Here is an 18,652-nt window from a genome sequence, read left to right as displayed (position 1 = left end):
GAGGCGGGGGAAACGGACATTTCCCGATTGCCGGTGAGATGGGGCCAGATGCGTTTGAAATGCGCATCGCTTTCGGTGTGCCGAAGTCTTCACGTGGCAATTGCGTCGCAGGACGGGGCCGCGGGATCCGCCCTCCGTGACGTCGCTGTTGCAATCGGCGGGCGAGCGTATCGGCTGGCTTGAAGAGGGTGTCCGCCGCGTCTAGGTTCTCCCCGTGATCTACCTCGATGCCAACGCCACCACGCCGCTTTTGCCGGAGGTGCTCGATGTCATGCTGCCTTGGCTGCGCGAGGGCTTCCACAATCCGAATGCGAGCTATCGCGGTGCGAAGGCGGCGCGGCTGGCGATCGAGGAAGCGCGCGGGCAGGTCGCCGCGCTGATCGGTGCGGAGCCGGACGAGATCGTCTTCACCGGCGGCGGCACCGAGAGCACGAATGCGGCCTTGAAATGGCTGGCACGCCTGGTCGGGCGGAAATCCGGCAAGGTGATCACCAGCGCCATCGAGCACAGTGCGGTGCTCAAGCCGGTGGATACTTTCGAGGAGGTCGGCTACGCGGTGACCCGCGCCGGTGTCGATGCGGGCGGTCGCCTCAAGCTGGATGAATTCGAAGCCGGGTGCGAAGCGGCGAAAGAGGGCGGGGGATTCGCCTCGCTGATGTGGGTGAACAACGAAACCGGCGTGATCCAGCCGATAGAGGAAGCCTGCGCGATCGCGAAGGAGAACGGTCTCGCTTTCCATACGGATGCGATCCAGGCGGTCGGGAAAATTGCCGTGGATGTCCGCGAGGTACCGGTGGATTTTCTCTCGCTTTCCGCCCACAAATTTCACGGTCCGAAAGGGGTCGGCGCGCTCTACATCCGCAGCGGCTGCCGCTTCGAGCCGCTGCTGCGCGGGGGCGGTCAGGAGAAGGACCGCCGCAGCGGTACTGAAAATACGGCAGGCATCGTAGGTCTAGGCAAGGCCGCGGAACTCGCCGCTACCCGCCTCGCCGCAGGGGAGAACCCGCGGGCCCTGCGCGGTGCCTTCGAGGCGAAGATTGTCGAGACGGTGCAAGGGGTGACGGTGAATGGCGACCTGCTGCACCGCCTTCCGGGCACCAGCCACCTTTCCTTCACCGGCTGCGAGGCGGCGGGCTTGCTGATCTTGTTAGACGATCTCGGCATCGCCTGCTCCGCCGGGTCCGCCTGCATGACCGGAAAGCAGAAGCCCTCCCACGTCCAGAAGGCGATGGGCTTCACCGACGCGAAAGCGAAGAGCAGCCTGCGCTTCGGCTTCTCCTGCCTCAACACCATGGACGAAGCCCTCGCCGCCGCAACTGCCGTCGCGAAAGCGGTCGAGAAGCTGCGGCGGGTCCAAGGCGGCAGCACCGGGCCGGTGGTAGTCTACTCGCCGTGAGCGACTGCCCCGGCGAATTTCACCGGCCTCTGTTCATTTCCGTGTATTCCGTGTATTCCGTGGTTTTCATGCTTTCTTCCCGCCATGCCAAACGCCCTCGCGCAGGAAACTTCCCCCTACCTTCTCCAGCATGCGCACAATCCCGTGGATTGGCAGCCGTGGAGCGAAGGTGCCTTCGAGCAGGCTGAGAAGGAAGACAAGCTGGTCTTCCTCTCGATCGGCTACTCGACCTGTCACTGGTGCCACGTGATGGAGCGGGAGAGCTTCGAGAACGAGGCGATCGCCGCGGTGATGAATGCGAACTTCATCTGCGTGAAGGTGGACCGTGAGGAACGCCCGGACATCGATGCCACCTACATGGCCTTCGTCCAGGCGACGACCGGGCAGGGCGGCTGGCCGATGAGTGTGTGGCTGACGCCGGAGGGCAAGCCGGTGGTCGGCGGGACTTATTTCCCGCCGGAGGACCGCTATGGGCGTGCTGGATTTCCGAAGCTTTGCGGGGAAATTGGTCGGCTCTGGAAGGTGGACCGCCCGCGGATGCTGGATAGCGCGGCGAAGATCATGGCGCATCTCCGGCAGGAGTCCGAATCGGATGCGGTCGTCACGGGCTTGCCGGGGGAGAAGGTGTTCGGTGACTTCCTCGATCGCTGCGAGGCGATGTTCGATCCTTCGCTTGGCGGGTGGGGCGGCGCTCCGAAGTTCCCGCGGCCGGTGGTGCCGCGCCTGCTGCTGCAACTGGCCGACCGTTTCCGCGGTAGCGATGAAGCGGAGGCCGCGCTTCAGATGACCAGCCGCACGCTGCGCGCGATGGCTGCCGGCGGCATGCACGATCAACTCGGCGGCGGCTTCCACCGCTACTCGGTGGACCGCTACTGGCACGTGCCGCACTACGAGAAGATGCTCTACGATCAGGCGCAGCTTGCCCTGCTCTACCTGGAATCCTGGCAAGCCGGCGGCGATGACCGTGACCGCGAGACCGCGGAGGACATCTTCCGCTACGTACTGGATGAACTTCGTGATCCGAGCGGGGCTTTCCACGCCGCCGAGGACGCGGATAGCCTCGCCACGGCGGACGCCCAGGAGAAGCTGGAGGGTGCCTACTGGACTTGGGAGAGCGCCGAGATCTACCGGTTGCTCGATCCCCGCAGCGCCGCCATTTTTTGTGCTGCCTATGGAGTGGAGGAAGGTGGAAACGCCCGCCCGGAGAGCGATCCTCACGAGGAGTTGGTGGGGCGCAACACGCTCTATCAGGCGCTGGGCTACGACTCGCTCGCGGAGCAGTTCGACCTGCCGGAAGCGGAGATCCGCAGCATCCTGCGCGAGGCCGGGCTGATCCTGCTCGAGGCGCGCAAGCTCCGCCCGCCGCCGCACCGCGATGACAAGCTGATCACCGCTTGGAACGGCCTGATGATTGCCGCCCTCGCCCGCGGGGCGCGGGTCTTGGGGCGTGCCGATTTGCTCGCTGCCGCGCGAGATGCGCTCGAGTTCATCCGTAGCGAACTTTGGGACGGGGAGAAGCTCTGGCGCAGCTTCCGTGGCAAACGCGGGGATGCTCCAGGCTTCGCCGCCGACCATGCCTTCCTGATCGCCGGTCTCATTGAAATGCATGGCGCGGACGGCGAACCGGCCTGGCTGGAGTGGGCGGGCGAGATTCAGGCGGCGCTCGACCGCGAGCATTGGGACGACAGCCGCGCCGGCTACATGATGCGGACGGCACTCGGCGGCGAGACCTTGCTCAGCATTCGGGAGGACTACGATGGGGCCGAGCCCGCCGCGAATCATGTGGCCGCAGAGAACCTTCTCAAACTTGCCCTCCTGCTCGACGAGCCCGCCTACGGCAAGCGCGCCGAGGCGATCCTGCGCGCCGGAGCCCGCGCGGCCGAGGCCCAGCCCTTCGCGGTGCCGGTCTTGCTCGGGGCGCTCGATTTGCTCCGGCGCGGGGTTGTGAAGATCGAGGTGCGCGGCGAGCCTTCGCCCGATCTCGGCGAAGCCCTCCGGCGGGCTTGGATCCCCCGGAGCGTGTGGACCTGCTCTGCTGGGGATGGCGACGTGATCGTTTGCGAAGGCCAAGTCTGCCTGCCGCGGATCAAGGACTTGGAGACATGGCTGCGCACTTTTCCGTAAGCCGCGCATTTCCCCTTGATAATTTTCTGAATAAGCCGTCCTTCGCGGAGTCAAACGACCGTATGAAAAAAGCACTCCTCATCGCCACCACGCTCTTCGCCACTGCGATTTCCGCCAATGCCGCGAAGATCGCGATCAAGAACGACACCAAGGTTCCGCAGAAGATCTCCGTGGTCCAAGGCGGCAAGATCAAGGCCTACGTCGCACGGCTGAAGCCGAAGAAGACCCTGCTCGTGAAGGTCGATGATGCCGGCCCGAAGCCGATGATCGTCCTCAATGACGATGGCTACGTCTTTGTCCCGGCGAAGAACAATGCTTTCAAGCTGACCTGGCTGCGGGATTTGATCTACTGATCGGCACCGGAAGTCCGTAGGGCGGTCTTTTTCCTTCCGCTTCACCCCCGCATCCCGTGGAATCGGGCCATGCCGGAACGCGTGTTTTTGGGGTGGGAGCGACCGCTGCTCCCGCTCTTGAGCGCGTGGCTGCTGGAGCGGCGCGAAGAGCTGGCGGGAATGCTGGTGGTGGTGCCGACCGCGCAGGCGGGGCGCTTGCTGCGTGAGTCTCTGGCAGAGGCCGCGGGGGCGCTGATTGCTCCACGGGTGGTCACGCCGGAGCATTTTTTCCGACCCGCTGCGCTGTATGGCATCGCGTCGCGGCTTGAGGCGCGCTTCGCGTGGATCGATGTGCTGCGCGGGATGCCGGAGGGTTCGGCGCCGGCGCTGTTTCCGATCGAGCCGGTCGAGCGCTCGTTTGCGTGGGCCTCAGGGGTGGCGGCGGAGATCGAGAAGGTGCGGAATGTTTTGGCGGAAGGAGGCAAGACCTTCGCCGATGCCCGTGCGGCGAGTCCCGAGAAGGAGCGCTGGACGGATCTGATGGAGATCGAGCGGCGGGTGCTCTCGCGCTTCGCCCGCTGGAAACTCCAGGATCCGCTGGCGGCGAAGCTGGAGGCTGCCGCATCCTTCACCCTGCCGCCGGATTGCCGGTCGGTGCTGGTGGCGGGGGTGCCGGATCCGGTGCCGCTGGCGCTGGGAGTGTGGCAGGGGATGGGAGTGTCGGGCGTGCCGGTGCATGTCGCGATTCATGCGTCTGAGGCGGAGGCTGAGGCCTTTGACCCATGGGGCCGTCCCTTGGAGGAGGGTGGCTGGATCAAGCGCGGCGTGCCGGTGCCGCCGGAGCGCATCCATCTCGTGCCCGGTCCTGCGGAATTGGCGGCGCAGGCGCTGCGCTGTTTCGGCGGGATGCCGAGCAATGCGGCGACGCTCGGGCTTTGCGATGCGGCTTTCGGCCCGGCCCTGGAGTCGGCCTTCACGGAGGCCGGGTGGCCGGCGTGGAACCCGGAGGGGCGTACGGCGGGCAGCCCGATGATCCTGATGCTCCGCGGCTTCTCCTCGCTGGCCCAGCGCGGCGATACCTGGGACCCGGTGGCCGCGATGCTGCGTAGTCCGCTGATCGGGGAAATCACCGGGCGCAAGAATCTCCACGCCGCGCTCAAGACACTCGACGAGATCGAGAAGGGTCATCTGCCGGGAAGTCTCGGGCGGGTGATCGAACTCTGCGAGGAGCGCCGCAGCGAGACCGATGACGGCGTGGAGAAGCTCGCGAAGATGCTGGCCTGGTGTGCCGAATGGCGCGACCGCTTCACTAAGGGACGCTCCGCGGAAGCGATCAGCGCGTGGCTCGGCGCGATGCGGGCCCGGCGCATCGACGACGGCGTGGAAGGCCAGCTTCTGGATGCGCTGGCGGAAGCGGTGCCCAACATCCAGCGGCTGGAAGAGCGAGGCTTGTTAGATAGTCCCGGCGAGGCTTTGGAACTGGTGCTGGCATCGCTGGATGCCTTCCGCTCCGCGAGCGGACGGGAGGAAGCCGTAATCGATCTTTCGGGCTGGCTGGAGCTAGCTTACGCGCCGGGCACGCGGCTGGTGCTGGCGGGCTTGCATGAAGGCAGCGTGCCGGACGGCAATCTCGACGATTCCTTCCTGCCCGAGGCGGTGCGCAAGGTTCTGGAACTGCGCGATGCGACGACGCGGCATGTGCGGGATGCGTATCTCTTCCACGCGCTCGTTGCTTCGCACGAGACGGACGTGATCGTGGCGAAGGTGGATGCGGTGGGCGAGCCGCGGCGGCCCTCGCGCTTGCTGCTGGCGGCACAGGGGCTGGAGCTGGCGGAGCGGGTGATCGCTCTGGCCGCCACGCCGCCCTCTTCGGCGGCGCGGCTGCTGCCGTGGGAACGCGGTGCTTGGAAGCTCGATCTGGCGGGCAAGGTTTCGCCCTATCTCGATGGTGCGCGGAAGCTGAGCCCCTCCGCGATCCGCGATTACCTCTACTGCCCTTTCCGCTTCTACCTGAAGCGGGTCCTGAAATGGCAGCCGCACGATTCCGGCAAGCTGGAGATGGATGAACTCGACTTCGGCAACCTGTGCCACGACGCGCTCGAGCGCATGGGGCGGGATCCGGGGATGGTCGCGACCGAGGATGCGGTGGAACTGCGGGACTACCTGTGGGAAACGATGGATCATCGACTGGCGCGCTACGGCCCGGGGCTCTCGCTGCCGCTGCTGGTCCAGCGCGAGGCGGCGCGTTCGCGGCTGGAGCGCTTCGCAGAGCTTGAGGTCGGCCAGCGCCGTGATGGCTGGCGCACGCATTACGTCGAGTGGAACGTGGGGAAGGATGTTCCCTGGGAGATCGAAGGGCAGCCGATCTCGATGCAGGTGGACCGCATCGACTGGCACCCGGAACTGGGCTGGCGGGTGCTGGACTACAAGACTTCCGCGCGGGCCGAGGTGCCGCGCAACGCGCATCTACGGCGTTCATCGGAGAAGCGCCGCGAATTCGGTCCGGTGCTGGCGGCGGCCAGGGGCGCGCCACAGGTCTGGAAGAACGTGCAGGTGCCGCTCTACGCGGCCTTCCTGCAGGAGTGGAAGGCGCTCGATGAAGTGCCGAAGATCGGCTACGTGAACCTGCCTTCCACGCTGAATGACGTGAGTTTCGAGATGTGGGAGGACTTCGATGCGGACAAGCTGGCGAACGCGATGGAGTGGTCGCGCGAGATCATCCGTGCGATACGCGGCGGCCTGCACTGGCCGCCGGTGGAGCTGAGCGGCGCGGAGGCAGGCTACGATGACTTCGCCATGCTCGCGCCGGATGGCCTGGACAAGGCGGTGACGGGGGCTCTGGTGGAGGAAATGCAGGGCATCGCCGGTGACTGGGACACGAAAGGAGGGACGGTATGAGCATGCAAAGCCTGATGATCCGTGCTTCCGCCGGTTCGGGGAAAACCTTCCAGCTTTCGAACCGCTTCCTGGCGCTGCTGGCGGCGGAGGTGGACCCCTCCGGCATGATCGCGCTGACCTTCACGCGCAAGGCTGCGGGCGAGTTCTCGGACCGCATCCTGTCGCGGCTGGCGAAAGGTTCCCTGAACGAGAAGGAAGCGGCGAAGCTTGCCTCCGAACTCGCCGATACTCTGGGGGGGAATGCCGCGACCGGCATGCCGGCGCTGCATCCCGCGGCAGGCGAGTTGAAGCTGGATTTGGCCCGCTTCCGCGAGTTGCTGGAGGGACTGGTGGCCGGACTGCACCGGGTTTCGCTGGCGACGCTGGACAGCTTCTTCGTGCGGATCGTGAAGCGCTTTCCCTACGAGCTGGGGCTGGCGGAGTTCCGCTTGTTAGAAGAGGACGCGATGCAGGCGGAGAAGGCGCAGGTGCTTTCGCGAATCTTCCGCGAGGTGCCGGAGCGCCAGCGCGAGGCCTTCCTCGGTGCCTTCCGCTTGGCCACCCATGGCAAGGAGCACAACCGCCTGTGCCGCTTGCTCGATGAGTTCCTGGACAAGCATCACCAGCGCTACCTTTCCTCGCCCGCCCGCGGGCATTGGGGGAATCTCGACCTGATTTGGCCGCAGGGCTGTCCCTGGGAAGCGGTGGAGGATTTCAAGGCCGCAGGGCAGCAGGTGATGGCGTTGCTGCCGACCGTGGACGTGGACAAGAAGCCGCACGCGACATGGCTTAAGGGTTGGCAGAAGGCCGCGGATTGGTTCGCGATCTATGCGCCCGGCGACGGTCGCAAGACCGAGACCGCGATCGACCGGACGCTGGTCCTGTTAGATGAGCTGTCGCGGGGCCATTCGGTCGATTTCTTTTCGGGGATGGAGCACCGCATTTCCGGGCGGCTGGCGGCGGCGATGACGCGGCTGATCGGTGGCTATCTGCGGGCGGAGATCGAGGCCCGTGCGACCCGCACCACCGGGGTGTGGTCGCTGCTGTGGGCGTATGAGAGCATCTACTCCGCGGAGGTCCGGCGGCGCGGCGGGCTGGGCTTCGCGGACATCACGCGGCTGCTGGCGGATGGCGGGCTGACGGAACAAGGACGCTCGCGGATCGAGTCGCGGCTGGATGCTCGTTACAAGCATTGGCTGCTCGATGAATTCCAGGACACCAGCCGCGGCCAGTGGCAGGTGCTGGAGGGACTGGTGGATGAAGCGATCCTCGATCCGGAGGGCGAGCGCTCGCTCTTCGTGGTGGGTGATACCAAGCAGGGAATCTACGGCTGGCGCGGTGGCGAGCCACGGCTCTTCGCCGACCTGTTGCAGCGCCCCGGTTGGGATGAGCGGATGAAGGAGTGGGGGATGGAGACTTCCTGGCGCTCGGCGGCGGAGGTGCTGGAGCTTGCCAATACCGTCTGCGACCCGGCGGTGCTGCGCGGACTTTTCCCCGCCGCGGCGGTGGCGCGGTGGAACTACGTGGAGCATCGTAGCGCGCCCCGCGATCCGGCCCTGCCGGGTTACGCGGTGGTGGTGGACACGGCGGAACACGAGCAGGACGACGACGATGAGGAGATCGGCGGTGTGGAAGGTGCCATGCGCGACTTGCTTAAGGATGTCGATCCGATCGGGCGCGGCCTGAGCTGTGCCGTGCTGGTGCGGGCGAATAGCAAGGCCCGCAAGCTGGTGGACTACCTGCGCAAGGAATTCCCCGGCATGCCGGTGGAGATGGATGCGGAGGTCGAGCTGGCACAGGACAATCCGCTGGGCGTGGCGGTCATCGATCTTTTCCGTTGGCTGGCGCACCCTGCCGACCGCCTGGCCCGCGGCCACGTGATGGCTAGCCCGCTCGGCGGCGTGTTGCGCGAGTGGGCGGAAGGCGACATCCGTGCTTGGAACGAATGCCGCAAGCGGGTGCTGGTCCGCGGCATGGCCGGGCTCCTGCACGATCTGGTGGCAGGGCTGCGTGCCCGTGTTGCGCTGAACGGCTTCCTGGAAGGTCGCCTCGCGGGGATGCTGCGGGCCGCGCTGGAATACGACGAGGGCGGTCGCCGCGACTTCGACGAGTGGGTGAAGGTGCTCGAAACGCTGAAGCAGCGCGAGTACTCGGCGGAAGGCGCGCTACAGGTGATGACGATCCACAAGGCGAAGGGCCTGGAATTCGACATGGTGATCCTGCCTGATCTGGCGGGCAGCGTTTTCGATGATCCGTCGAAGGCCGGCATTCTCGAATTCAAGGATGACAGCGGGCGGACCGAGGGGCTGCTGCTCTCGCCGGGGAGGAAGCTGTTAGAAGCGGATCCGGCGTTGAAAGCGCGCTTCGAGGCATGGTCGGCGGACCAGTGCTACGAGCGCTTCTGCAATCTCTACGTGGGCCTGACGCGGGCCAAGCACGGGGCCTACGTGCTGCTGCCGAAGGCACCCGGAAACCCGAGTTCGCTGCGGCGCTATGATCTCTGGATCCGCGAGGCGCTCGGCAGCGCGGCCCCAAGCACGGTGGAATGGAACGGCCGCGAGCGGATGACCTTGCATCAAACGGGGGACCCGGCGTGGTTCACCCGGGTGGAGGAGGAGAAGGATGCCCCGATGGCGGAGGCGGATTTGCCCGCGCTCGGTGCCAGCGTGCCGCGGCGTGCGCGGACCAGCCCGTCCGGCGAGAAGAAGAATTCCTTCCAGTTCGCCGCCTCGCCTGCGGGCATGGCGTTCGGCAACGAGGTGCATGCGGCCTTCGAAGGAGTGAGCTGGATCGATGACGAGGCGCCGGTCTTGCCGGCGGGCGGAGCGGGCAAGCTGGTGCGGGAACTACTGGAGTTGCCGGAGCTTCGTCCGGTTTTTGAACGCGCGGGCCGCAGGGCGGATTTGCATCGGGAGCAACCGGTGGAGGCGATCGTTGGCGAGCAGTGGTTGAGCGGGGTGATCGACCGCTTGCATGTTTTTCGCGATGCTGCCGGGAGGCCGGTCTCTGCCGAACTGGTGGATTTCAAGACGGATGCCGTGGGGAGTGCGGAGCAGTTGTTAGGGCGCTACAGGGGGCAGATGGAGGCGTATCGGGAGGTGCTGGTTCGGACTCTGGGGGTGCCGGTGGTTTGCCGGCTGGTTTCGACGAAGCTGCGGGTTTGTTTGGAGGTTTGAAGGTGGTCCGCACAGTCCCCTGTGCGGCCGAGTGGTTCCCGGCGGCTTGGCTGGCGGGAGAGGATTGCGGTTGGCAGGGCGGCTTGAGTGCGGGAGAACGGAGTGCATTGAGGGACCATTCGACCGCACAGAGGATTGCCCCGTGTCTGAAAAATAAAGTGCGGGGCTATCTCCGGCTGCGCCTCCGGTTGTGCGGACCACCTTTCAAGCAAAAGGCCCGCCGCGGGATCCGCGGCGGGCCTTCTTCAGATTTTCCCTCAGGCCTTGATATCCATGGCCGAGTAGTCCCCGTCCTTGCGACGGTAGATGATCGTCAGGCAACCGCGGCGTGCGCTCTTGTAGAGAACAAACGGCCGGTCGGAGAGCTCGAGTTCCATGACCGCGTCCTCCTTGTACATGGTCCGCAGGCGGTAGTTGTCCGCGTGGACGATGAAGGGCTCCGGATCACTCTCCGATTCCTCGGGGTGGTCGATGATCTCCTCCTTGAAGAAGCGCTCGTCGATGTGGCGGATGGAGTCGTTGCGGTGCGGCCGCTTCTTCTTCATCAGGCGCGTCTTGTGCTTGCGCATGCGGCGGGCGATCTTGTCGATCGTCTCGTCGATGGCGGCATACATATCCAACCCTTCGGTGTGCGCCTCGATGGTGATGTGGTTGGCGCAGAAAAGAATGATTTCGGCGATGTGCCGGTTCTTCTGAACGTCGAGAATGATTTTCGCTTCGATGATGCGCGGGTAGTCGAGATGGAGACCCTCGATTTTTTTTGAAGCGTAGTCGCGCAGCGATTCGGTCACGGACTCGTGTCTTACAGTCACCGTGATGGGCAGGTTCACATTTGCGGTTTGCATGTCTATTCTCCTGTTTTGAATTGGGGTGAATCGGACGGCGGTTCTATCCGCCATATCCACCATGCAGGATGGACTGGAATCCCCCAAAAGGCCACCTAGATCTTAGAAAAACGTGCCATCCCTTGACACAGCAAGGATGCCGCCCGATCAAGTATTTCCATTGTAGCTACGGGCTTTCGCCCCGCTCATGCCACGGCCAGAAAAGCGGCCAGATCGCTCACTTCTGCTAGGACGGATGCTGCCCCCGCCGCCCTTAGATCATCGGCATCATGGTAGCCCCATCCGGTCGCGACCGGTTGCATGCCAGCGGCCCGGGCGGTTTCCAGGTCCACGGTGGAATCCCCGATGAAGAGGCACTCTGCTGGCGGCGAAGCCCACTTTCCGGCGATCCACAGGGCGGCATCGGGGAAAGGTTTGCGGCGCAGATCCTCGCGCTGGCCCATCACGGGATCGAAGGGGACGCTCGGGAAAAGCCGGGCGACGATCTCGACGGTGAAGGGGTGGGGCTTGTTGGAAAGCACTGCCAGCCGCCGGCCCGAGAGCGTTTCCAACAGTTCCGGGATGCCGGGGTAGGGGGCGGTGCCTTCCGGCCAAGTGAGGGCGTAGTCCTGTTTGAAGGCTTCCTCGACGCTGAGGATGGTAGCGTCCGGGCTGCCTTCGGGGAGGGCCTTGCGGACCAGTTCGTAGGAGCCATTGCCGATGAAACGGCGGACGTCGGGGTGGCCGTGGGAATCGAAGCCTTGGCTTTCCAAGGCACGGTTGAGTGAACCGGCGATTCCCGGGAGGGAGTCGATCAGGGTTCCGTCGAGGTCGAAGATGAGGCCGGGGTGCATCGCGGGCGGATGAAAGGGGATGGGGGGAGGAATGACGAATGCGGAATTCCCGAATGACGAATGAAGTGTGCCGGGAGAAGGGGAGGTTACCCGGCCTCGATCACGTGAACTCCCCGCTCTCCCTTTTGGATTCTGAAGCGGAGCGGGAGGAACTTCTCGATGACTGCGATATTCGTGGGAACGTGTGCGTCCGGGGCCATCGTCGCGAAGCGCCCGCCGCCGGCGATGGCCATGGGAAGCAGCAATTGGTCCGCGAGGCAGCGGCCTACGGGGGCGCCGCAGCCGATGAAGTCTTTCATCGCCTTCGCGGCGTGGTGGCCGACCTTCTCGGCGGAGACACCTTGCTCGCCGAAGCTGCTGGTAAGTTCGCGAAGTTCGCCGAATTCCGCTTCGACGAGGCAGCAGATGCCCGCGCCGGGGCCGGGCTCGCAGCTTTCCACCGCGGCGTCCTTGCTGGGAATCAATTCGAGCGCGGCATCGAGCATCCGCCCGCCGATGGAGAGCGGGAGATGCCGGCTGAGCACGCGGATGCGGGCCTCGCCGGGTTCGCCGCGGGCCATGAGTTCGATCCGCTGGAGCTTCGGGGATGAATGAATGCTGGCTTGCAGCGCGCCGCCACCGGCCGGTGCGAAGCCGGCACTCGCCAGGGTCACGGAAGCAATCCCGCCCATGCGTGCCATCGCGGGCAGGAAGACGCGGTCGATGAACTCGAAGGGCGGTGCCATCGGGTTGTGCGTGCCGCCTTCGAGCGTCAGGGTGCTGGCTTCCGCTGCCTGCCAGAGGGCGGGCAGGAGGGTTTGGAAAAGGAGCGTGGTGCTGCCCGCCGTGCCGATGGCGAAGTGGTACGATCCACCTCGTACTTTCCCGGCGCGGAAGACCAGTTCGGTCGAGCCGATTTCCGCGCCATCGGCGGTGCCGCCGGAGATTTCGCAAGCGGCGCGGACACAGGTCAGGTGCTGGCGCATCAAGCCCGGCCGCGGGCGTTTGCCGCGGATATTCGTCATGCGGAAGGGCTGGCCCGTGACCATGGCCAGGGACAGTGCCGTGCGCAGCATCTGGCCGCCGCCGCTGCTGCCGTCGAGTTGGATGGGTTTCATGCCAAGGAGAGGGTGCGTCTCGCGCCCCGGATTTCTAGAGGGATTGAGGAAGGGGCGCGAGACGCGCCCCCTCCTTGTTAGTCATCGGCTGCCGTTTCGTCCTTGATCACGAAGCGTGCCTTCAGGCTCGCCACGGTTTCGGCCAGGCCGGCGCTTTCCACGCTTCGCAGAACCTCGGGGAAGCTTTTGTAAGCGTCCGGGGCTTCGTCGATCGGGTACTTGCGGCAGTTGCTGAGGATGTCGTCGTGGTCGAAGTCGGCATCCACGGCCACCTGGTTGAGCGTGCGAGCCGCGTGCTTGCGACCCATGCAACGGCCTGCGCCGTGATTCACGGAGTAGGCGGTGCGCTCGGCCCCGGCACGGGCGACCATGACCACCGAGCCGTCGCGCGGATTTCCCGGCAGAAGGATCGGGTGGCCGGTCTTCTCGAAGGGCGTTCCCGCCAGCGAGAAGTGGCCGCCCGGGATCGCCCGGGTCGCGCCCTTGCGGTGGACCCACGACTTCCGGTTGTCGACGATCTCTTCCCGCGCGATATTGTGCGAGATGAAGTAGACGAGCTGGCCCTTGGCACCCGGCAGGACTTCCTGGAAGGCCTCTAACACCAGTGCATTGATCAGGAGGTGATTCACGGTCGCGAAGTTCGCGCCGAGCGACATGTCGTCGATGTAGGCATTCGCCTCGGGAGTTCCGAGCGGTGCGTAGACGAGCTGCTTGTCATCGGCCGGGAAGGGGGTTCCCCAGGTGCGGAACTTATTTTCCAAGTCCTGGAACTGGCCCTGCGCGAGCAAGTTCCCAAAGCCGCGCGATCCGCAGTGGCTGAGGAAGGAGACCTTGCCATCCCTCAGCCCGAAGGATTTCGCGGTCTCCCGGGCCCAGGGACGGTCGGTCACGCGGGTGATCTCGCACTCGCCGAAGTGGTTGCCGCCGCCGTAGGACCCGAGTTGCCCGAGCTTGTCCACGAAGTTGCGGATGCGGCCCTGCGCCAGGATCCAGTCCAAGCGGCTACGAAGGGCATCGTAGGTCCCATCGTGTCCGACATGCGTGGAGTCCTCGCAGCGGAAGGCCCACTCGGGCGGAATCCCGAGTGCCTCGCAGACCCGGCGGGTCGCGCCCTCGGTGACGGCAGGCACGCCGATGAGTTCGTCGACATGCCGTGCCTTCTTTACCGAGCGCTGGCCCTTGCCGGCACCGGTCGGCGTGCGCTGGATGATGGCATCGATCAAGGCGCGCCGGGTCTGCTTGTCCTTGATCGCATCCTCGGGGATATCGAGCTGGAGCAGGCTCATCGAGCACTTGATGTCCACGCCCACCGGGCCCGGATAGATATGCGTCGGCGAGATCATCACGCAGCCGACCGGCGCGCCGTAGCCGGCGTGGGCATCGGGATTCAGGACCAGATCGGTCACTCCCGGGGCCATCCGCGAGTTGATCGCCTGCTGGAGGCAGGTCGCGTCGAAGGAATCGCGGATCGCGTCGGTTCCGACCACGGTGATCGGCTTGCCCTTGTCGCCGGGCAGGGCTAGGAAGCCCAGGGCCTCGTCGGTTTTGTGGATGGTGTGCATGGGATGGAGAAAGAAGGGGTGAAGGGAGGATGTCGAGACGAGGCCTTGGAAAGGCTCCCGTCGAATCGTGACAAGTTTTGCGAAGACTCCTTTTAGGCGCGTCTACCGATTCCGCCACGGGCCGGCCTTTCGGCGACGGCCCGGCGGGACTCGAACCCGCACGGCTTTCGCCACCCACTCCCTAAGTGATGTAGTCTTCGCGGCATTCACGATTCGAAAGGAAAGATCGGCGACAAGGGATTGGTGAAACGTTCCTGCTCTATCCACTGAGCTACCGGGCCGTCGATGGTGGCTCGGGCCGGAATCGAACCGGCGACCTGGTTCTTGCGTAAAGATGTAGTTCCACCGGCATTCGCCAGCTTTTGCTGTCACGAACAAAATCAAGAGATCCGCGACAAGAGGGGAAAGATCCTTAATAATTGCTCTACCACTGAGCTACCCGCGATGGCGGGGTTGGGATCGAACCAACGACACATGTAATCTTTCCAGCATTCGCGGGGTTTGAGGTTGAAAAGGGAGATCGCGACAAGGGTTGGGAAGACCGGCTCCACTGCTCTACCAAGCTGAGCTATCCGCTTGCGCGGAGCCGGATTCGAACCGGCGACCAATGGCTTAAAATGTAGTCTTCCCTGCATTCGCGAAGGGGACTGCCGACAAGGTGGATGCGAGACAATTACAACCGACGAGCTGCCGCTGCTCCACGCCCGCTTGCGCGGTGGCGGGATTCGAACCCGCGGCCTTCGGTTTCCGATGTAGTCCCGCTTGCATTCGGCAGAGGGAAAAGTGAGTCGCCACCGCAGCGGCGAGAAAGTGACGAGACTGGTTGGTTCGTTTAACAGACGATGTAGTCCCGCCGGGTATCCGCCGCGATGGTGAGAGGGTTCAGTGGGAGTTCATGGTTGTGAATGATGGGCATGTGACGGCTGCCGAATTGCCGGCACGACGGCGAGGTTTGGTGAGACGTATGGCTTGCGCCGATCAGTTTCAATGATGGTTGTAGTCCCGCCGGGCATCCGCCGTGCCGGCAAAGTGGTCATGCAGTGTTCATGCGTTCGGTTAGAGGCTGTAGGTTGATTTCGCGGATCCAGTGATCGCTTCCGTCGGCCCCTGCCGCGAAGGCGGCCACGAGGTCGAAGACGGCGTCGCTGAAGCCGCCGATGTTCAGGATGTCCTTGCGGTCCGGTGCCTGCGCCGTAGTGTTCGGCACCAGGTCGATGCAGACGAGACGGGCCTTCGGGTTGCGGGTCTTGAGCTTCTCCCATTCGGTCAGCATCGCGGTTCCGCGATTCGCCTTGGGATCGGCCCAGGATTCTTTGTCCGAGACGAACAGCACCAGGTCCGGCACTGCCTTCTCACGGTTGAGGAGCCGCAGCGGGGCCGAGCAATCGGTCGCGCCCGGAGGCAGGCTCGAGAGCTTGGTTGCGTTGGTCATCACGGTATCCCGCGGGTTGAGGGTCAGGTTCACGACGTCTTCCTTGAACGGGATGACCCGGGCGTTCCGGTTCTTCCGCAGGAAGGCGGCGGCCACCAATCCTGCGACATCCACGCAGCGCACTGCCGAGCTCGACCCCTTGCGGTAGCCGGACACCGGGCCGTGCATCGAGCCGGACACGTCCGGGCAGACGACTACCGATCCGTCGATTGCGGGCACGTTCGAGAGTGAGATTTCCATCGCATCCTGAAGCGCTTCCCGCAGCTTCTCCGGGACTTCCTTCCCCGCATTGAGGTAGGCGACCAGGAGCTGATACGGGAAGACCCGCGCACGCCGGACTTGCTCGGGATCCGCCAGACGTTCGGCCAGCTTTTCCGCCATTCCACCGAAGTGGAAGACCCCGTGACGGGCGAAGGTGTTCAGGTTCATCCGCGTGGTTTGCCACGAGGCTGCCCCGGCGATCGCGGCCCACTCCCGCTCCCCGAGATCGAGGGCGGTGAGCATCTGGAATGGCACGTCCGGCACCTCGCCTTCCCGGGTGAGCTTCCACGCCTCGAAGGCGCGGAGCGTCTCCGGCAGGGCTGCGGCATCCCACGGCTTTCCGAGCAGCCAGGCGTAGAAGGCTTCCCGGCCGGCATCGGCCGGACGCGGGTGGACCATCTTCACCACGTCCGCCAGCGAGGGCGCATTGCCCACGGTGGCCGCGACGAGTTGGCGTTCGCTTGCCCGCTCGAGCCACTGGCGGACCAAGCGCTTCGGCGCGGAGCCGAGCGACTTGCGGCCGGTGACGCCGGAGCGGAGGATCTGCACGAAGTTCCGCAGCATCTTCCCGTTGTCGATGACCTGAGGGAAGATCTCGGCGAGCCGGTCGAGATCGCGGGTGGCAAGCACCGCGCAGAGCAAGGCCGGCATGTCCTTCATGAAGCCCTTGCGCCGGGCGTAGAGGGCGGTGCGTGCCAGGAAGTCGGTATCGACCTGCCGGGCCGCTTCGAGCACCCGCTCGAGCTGGAGCTCGGGAGTGGCGTAGAAGGTCCGGCCGAAGCATCCCGTCACCGCCATCCGGGCCAGCGCCGCGTGGGGCGAAAGCTCGTAGGCGGCCCCGCCGGCATCGTTCCGGACCGTGGCTTGCGCGATGAGTGCTCCCCGCAGAGTTTGGAATAGGTTCTTGTTTGCCATCTGATGCGTCCGGTTGGTTTGTGCGTCGGACAGAATTCTATTGGCACCGGGCGTGCCAAGTGATCGGGGAAGGTGTGATGTATTTCCTAATGTGTTGATTTTAAGTGATAAAATCTCTCGGATCCGGAATAGGGGAGATCCTTCGGAATTTGATGCTTCCTTCGCGATTATCCAATGGGATAAGAAAATATCCATGAAGCGAGTCGCCATCGGTCTTTTGGGAAGCCGTCTCGACAGTGGCATCCTACCGGGCCGCTGGGACGACTGGCGGCCGACGGTTTCGCTATTCCAGCATCCGGATCTGCTCTTCGACCGCTTCGAATTCCTCTCCGAGCCGCAGTTCCAGATCCTCCGCGATCAGGTCGCCGCGGACATCTCACTCGTCTCGCCGGAGACCGCCGTGCATCACCACGTGGTTGATTTCGGGATGGACGCCTGGGACCTGGAGCGCGTCTACGGGGCGCTGCACGATTGGGCGCGGGGATACTCCTTCGACCCCGAGCGGGAGGAATACTTCGTCCACATCACCACCGGCACCCACATCGCCCAGATCTCGCTCTTCCTGCTGGTGGAGGCCGGCTTCCTGCCGGGCAAGCTGATCCAGACCTCTCCGCCGCCGGGCGGGAGCAGGCCGCGGCACAAGGACCCGGCCCGCTACGCCCTGATCGACCTGGATCTCTCGAAATACGATGCACTTCAGTACCCGGTTCGCGAAGGACCAGGGGGAAACCACGGACTTCCTCAAGAGCGGCATCGCCACCCGCAATCCCGCGTTCAATCTGCTGATCGACCGCATCGAGCAGGTCGCCCTGCGCTCCCAGGCTCCGGTCCTTCTGACAGGACCGACGGGTGCGGGGAAGTCGCACCTCGCGCGCCGGATCTTCGAGCTGCGGAAGCATCGTGGGGGGCTGCGTGGATCCTTCGTCGAGGTGAACTGCGCGACGCTCACGGGAGATACCGCCGCATCGGCGCTCTTCGGCCATGTGCGCGGCTCCTTCACCGGCGCGCAGAAGGATCGGCCGGGGCTTTTGAGGGAGGCGGATGGCGGCCTGCTCTTTCTTGATGAGATCGGCGAGCTTGGCCTCGACGAGCAGGCGATGCTGCTGCGCGCGCTGGAGGACAAGACCTTCCTGCCCGTGGGTGCCGACCGTCCGGTGAAGAGCGACTTCCAATTGATCGCGGGCACCAACCGCGATCTGCGCGCTGCGGTGGGGAAGGGGACCTTCCGTGAGGACCTGCTCGCTCGCATTCACCTGTGGACCTTCGCGCTGCCGTCGTTGGCCAAGCGCCGCGAGGACATCGCGCCGAACCTTGACTTCGAACTCGAGCGCTTCAGCGGCAGTCAGGGCAGGCAAGCGGCGATCAACAAGGAAGCCCGCCAGGCCTTCCTGCGCTTCGCGGAAGCTCCCGATACGCCCTGGTCCGGGAACTTTCGCGATCTCAACGCCGCCGTCACACGGATGGCGACGCTCGCGCCCCGCGGGCGGATCCGGGTCGAGGAAGTGGACGAAGAGATCGGACGCCTGCGCGAAAGCTGGCACCGGCCGGGAGCTGCGGCATCCGCCGTGGAGTCGTGCGATCTTGAAGAGCTGTTAGGTTCTGCGGCGGAGGAGGTCGATCCCTTTGATCGAGTGCAGCTCGCGCATGTCGTCGCGGTGTGCCGGCGTTGCAAGAGCCTGTCGGATGCGGGGCGGGAGCTCTTCGCGGTATCACGGGCGAAGCGTGCTGTGGCGAACGATGCGGACCGCCTGAAGAAGTATCTCGCGAGATTCGACCTCGATTTCGCGAAGTGCCGGTGAGGT

Annotated in this window: 10 protein-coding genes, 2 tRNA genes and 1 pseudogene; 6 read left to right on the top strand and 7 right to left on the bottom strand. The window is 64.9% G+C overall.

The genetic code is table 11. The features are described 5' to 3' along the window. Positions 1 to 214: 214 nt before the first annotated feature. From ABWK72_RS10380 to ABWK72_RS10360, 5 genes are all read left to right on the top strand, one after another. Positions 215 to 1,396 (top strand): cysteine desulfurase family protein, encoded by a 1,182-nt coding sequence (locus tag ABWK72_RS10380; protein ID WP_367874719.1) that lies wholly within the window; start codon positions 215 to 217, stop codon positions 1,394 to 1,396. Positions 1,397 to 1,480: 84 nt separating this feature from the next. After that, complete coding sequence (locus ABWK72_RS10375; protein ID WP_367874718.1) at positions 1,481 to 3,520, top strand: thioredoxin domain-containing protein; 2,040 nt, start codon at positions 1,481 to 1,483, stop codon at positions 3,518 to 3,520. 62 nt (positions 3,521 to 3,582) lie between these two features. Next, positions 3,583 to 3,873 carry a hypothetical protein gene (locus ABWK72_RS10370; protein WP_367874717.1) on the top strand — a complete coding sequence of 97 codons (291 nt, stop codon included), beginning with the start codon at positions 3,583 to 3,585 and terminating at the stop codon, positions 3,871 to 3,873. A gap of 69 nt (positions 3,874 to 3,942) precedes the next feature. Next, positions 3,943 to 6,750, top strand: coding sequence for a PD-(D/E)XK nuclease family protein (locus tag ABWK72_RS10365; protein ID WP_367874716.1), 2,808 nt, complete (start codon positions 3,943 to 3,945; stop codon positions 6,748 to 6,750). 14 nt (positions 6,751 to 6,764) lie between these two features. Next, a complete protein-coding gene (locus tag ABWK72_RS10360) occupies positions 6,765 to 9,905 on the top strand; it encodes a UvrD-helicase domain-containing protein (RefSeq protein WP_367874715.1) in 3,141 nt (1,046 codons plus the stop codon). Positions 9,906 to 10,162: 257 nt separating this feature from the next. On the opposite strand, the gene raiA is transcribed toward ABWK72_RS10360, so the two are convergent. The 7 genes from raiA to ABWK72_RS10325 all read right to left on the bottom strand — a co-directional run bounded on the left by raiA (position 10,163) and on the right by ABWK72_RS10325 (position 16,850). Then, on the bottom strand, positions 10,163 to 10,750 hold the full coding sequence (gene raiA / locus ABWK72_RS10355) for a ribosome-associated translation inhibitor RaiA (RefSeq protein ID WP_367874714.1): 588 nt from the start codon (positions 10,748 to 10,750) through the stop codon (positions 10,163 to 10,165). 185 nt (positions 10,751 to 10,935) lie between these two features. Then, positions 10,936 to 11,583, bottom strand: a complete 648-nt coding sequence (locus ABWK72_RS10350) for an HAD family hydrolase (protein ID WP_367874712.1) — start codon at positions 11,581 to 11,583, stop codon at positions 10,936 to 10,938. An 86-nt stretch (positions 11,584 to 11,669) separates the two neighbouring features. Then, on the bottom strand, positions 11,670 to 12,680 hold the full coding sequence (gene rtcA, locus ABWK72_RS10345) for an RNA 3'-terminal phosphate cyclase (protein ID WP_367874711.1): 1,011 nt from the start codon (positions 12,678 to 12,680) through the stop codon (positions 11,670 to 11,672). A gap of 77 nt (positions 12,681 to 12,757) precedes the next feature. Further along, positions 12,758 to 14,242, bottom strand: coding sequence for an RtcB family protein (locus tag ABWK72_RS10340; protein ID WP_367874710.1), 1,485 nt, complete (start codon positions 14,240 to 14,242; stop codon positions 12,758 to 12,760). A 135-nt stretch (positions 14,243 to 14,377) separates the two neighbouring features. Beyond that, positions 14,378 to 14,524, bottom strand: a tRNA-OTHER gene (locus ABWK72_RS10335). Between the two features lie 165 nt (positions 14,525 to 14,689). After that, a tRNA-OTHER gene (locus ABWK72_RS10330) sits at positions 14,690 to 14,820 on the bottom strand. Between the two features lie 455 nt (positions 14,821 to 15,275). Further along, positions 15,276 to 16,850 (bottom strand): RNA-binding protein, encoded by a 1,575-nt coding sequence (locus ABWK72_RS10325; RefSeq protein WP_367874709.1) that lies wholly within the window; start codon positions 16,848 to 16,850, stop codon positions 15,276 to 15,278. 193 nt (positions 16,851 to 17,043) lie between these two features. On the opposite strand from ABWK72_RS10325, the pseudogene rtcR reads away from it, so the two are divergent. Further along, positions 17,044 to 18,649: pseudogene (rtcR, locus tag ABWK72_RS10320) on the top strand (RNA repair transcriptional activator RtcR). Positions 18,650 to 18,652 lie beyond the last annotated feature (3 nt).

This window comes from Luteolibacter sp. Populi, assembly GCF_040801775.1.
Lineage (GTDB): Bacteria > Verrucomicrobiota > Verrucomicrobiia > Verrucomicrobiales > Akkermansiaceae > Haloferula.
The sequence above is the reverse complement of the archived record's forward strand: the minus strand, read 5'-3'. Positions and strand labels throughout refer to the sequence as shown.

Coding starts and splice junctions, on each gene's coding strand:
- ABWK72_RS10340 (WP_367874710.1), bottom strand. CDS start 14,242: ATGCACACCATCCACAAAACCGACGAGGCCCTGGGCTTCCTAGCCCTG.
- ABWK72_RS10375 (WP_367874718.1), top strand. CDS start 1,481: ATGCCAAACGCCCTCGCGCAGGAAACTTCCCCCTACCTTCTCCAGCAT.
- rtcA (WP_367874711.1), bottom strand. CDS start 12,680: ATGAAACCCATCCAACTCGACGGCAGCAGCGGCGGCGGCCAGATGCTG.
- ABWK72_RS10325 (WP_367874709.1), bottom strand. CDS start 16,850: ATGGCAAACAAGAACCTATTCCAAACTCTGCGGGGAGCACTCATCGCG.
- ABWK72_RS10360 (WP_367874715.1), top strand. CDS start 6,765: ATGATCCGTGCTTCCGCCGGTTCGGGGAAAACCTTCCAGCTTTCGAAC.
- ABWK72_RS10350 (WP_367874712.1), bottom strand. CDS start 11,583: ATGCACCCCGGCCTCATCTTCGACCTCGACGGAACCCTGATCGACTCC.
- raiA (WP_367874714.1), bottom strand. CDS start 10,750: ATGCAAACCGCAAATGTGAACCTGCCCATCACGGTGACTGTAAGACAC.
- ABWK72_RS10370 (WP_367874717.1), top strand. CDS start 3,583: ATGAAAAAAGCACTCCTCATCGCCACCACGCTCTTCGCCACTGCGATT.
- ABWK72_RS10365 (WP_367874716.1), top strand. CDS start 3,943: ATGCCGGAACGCGTGTTTTTGGGGTGGGAGCGACCGCTGCTCCCGCTC.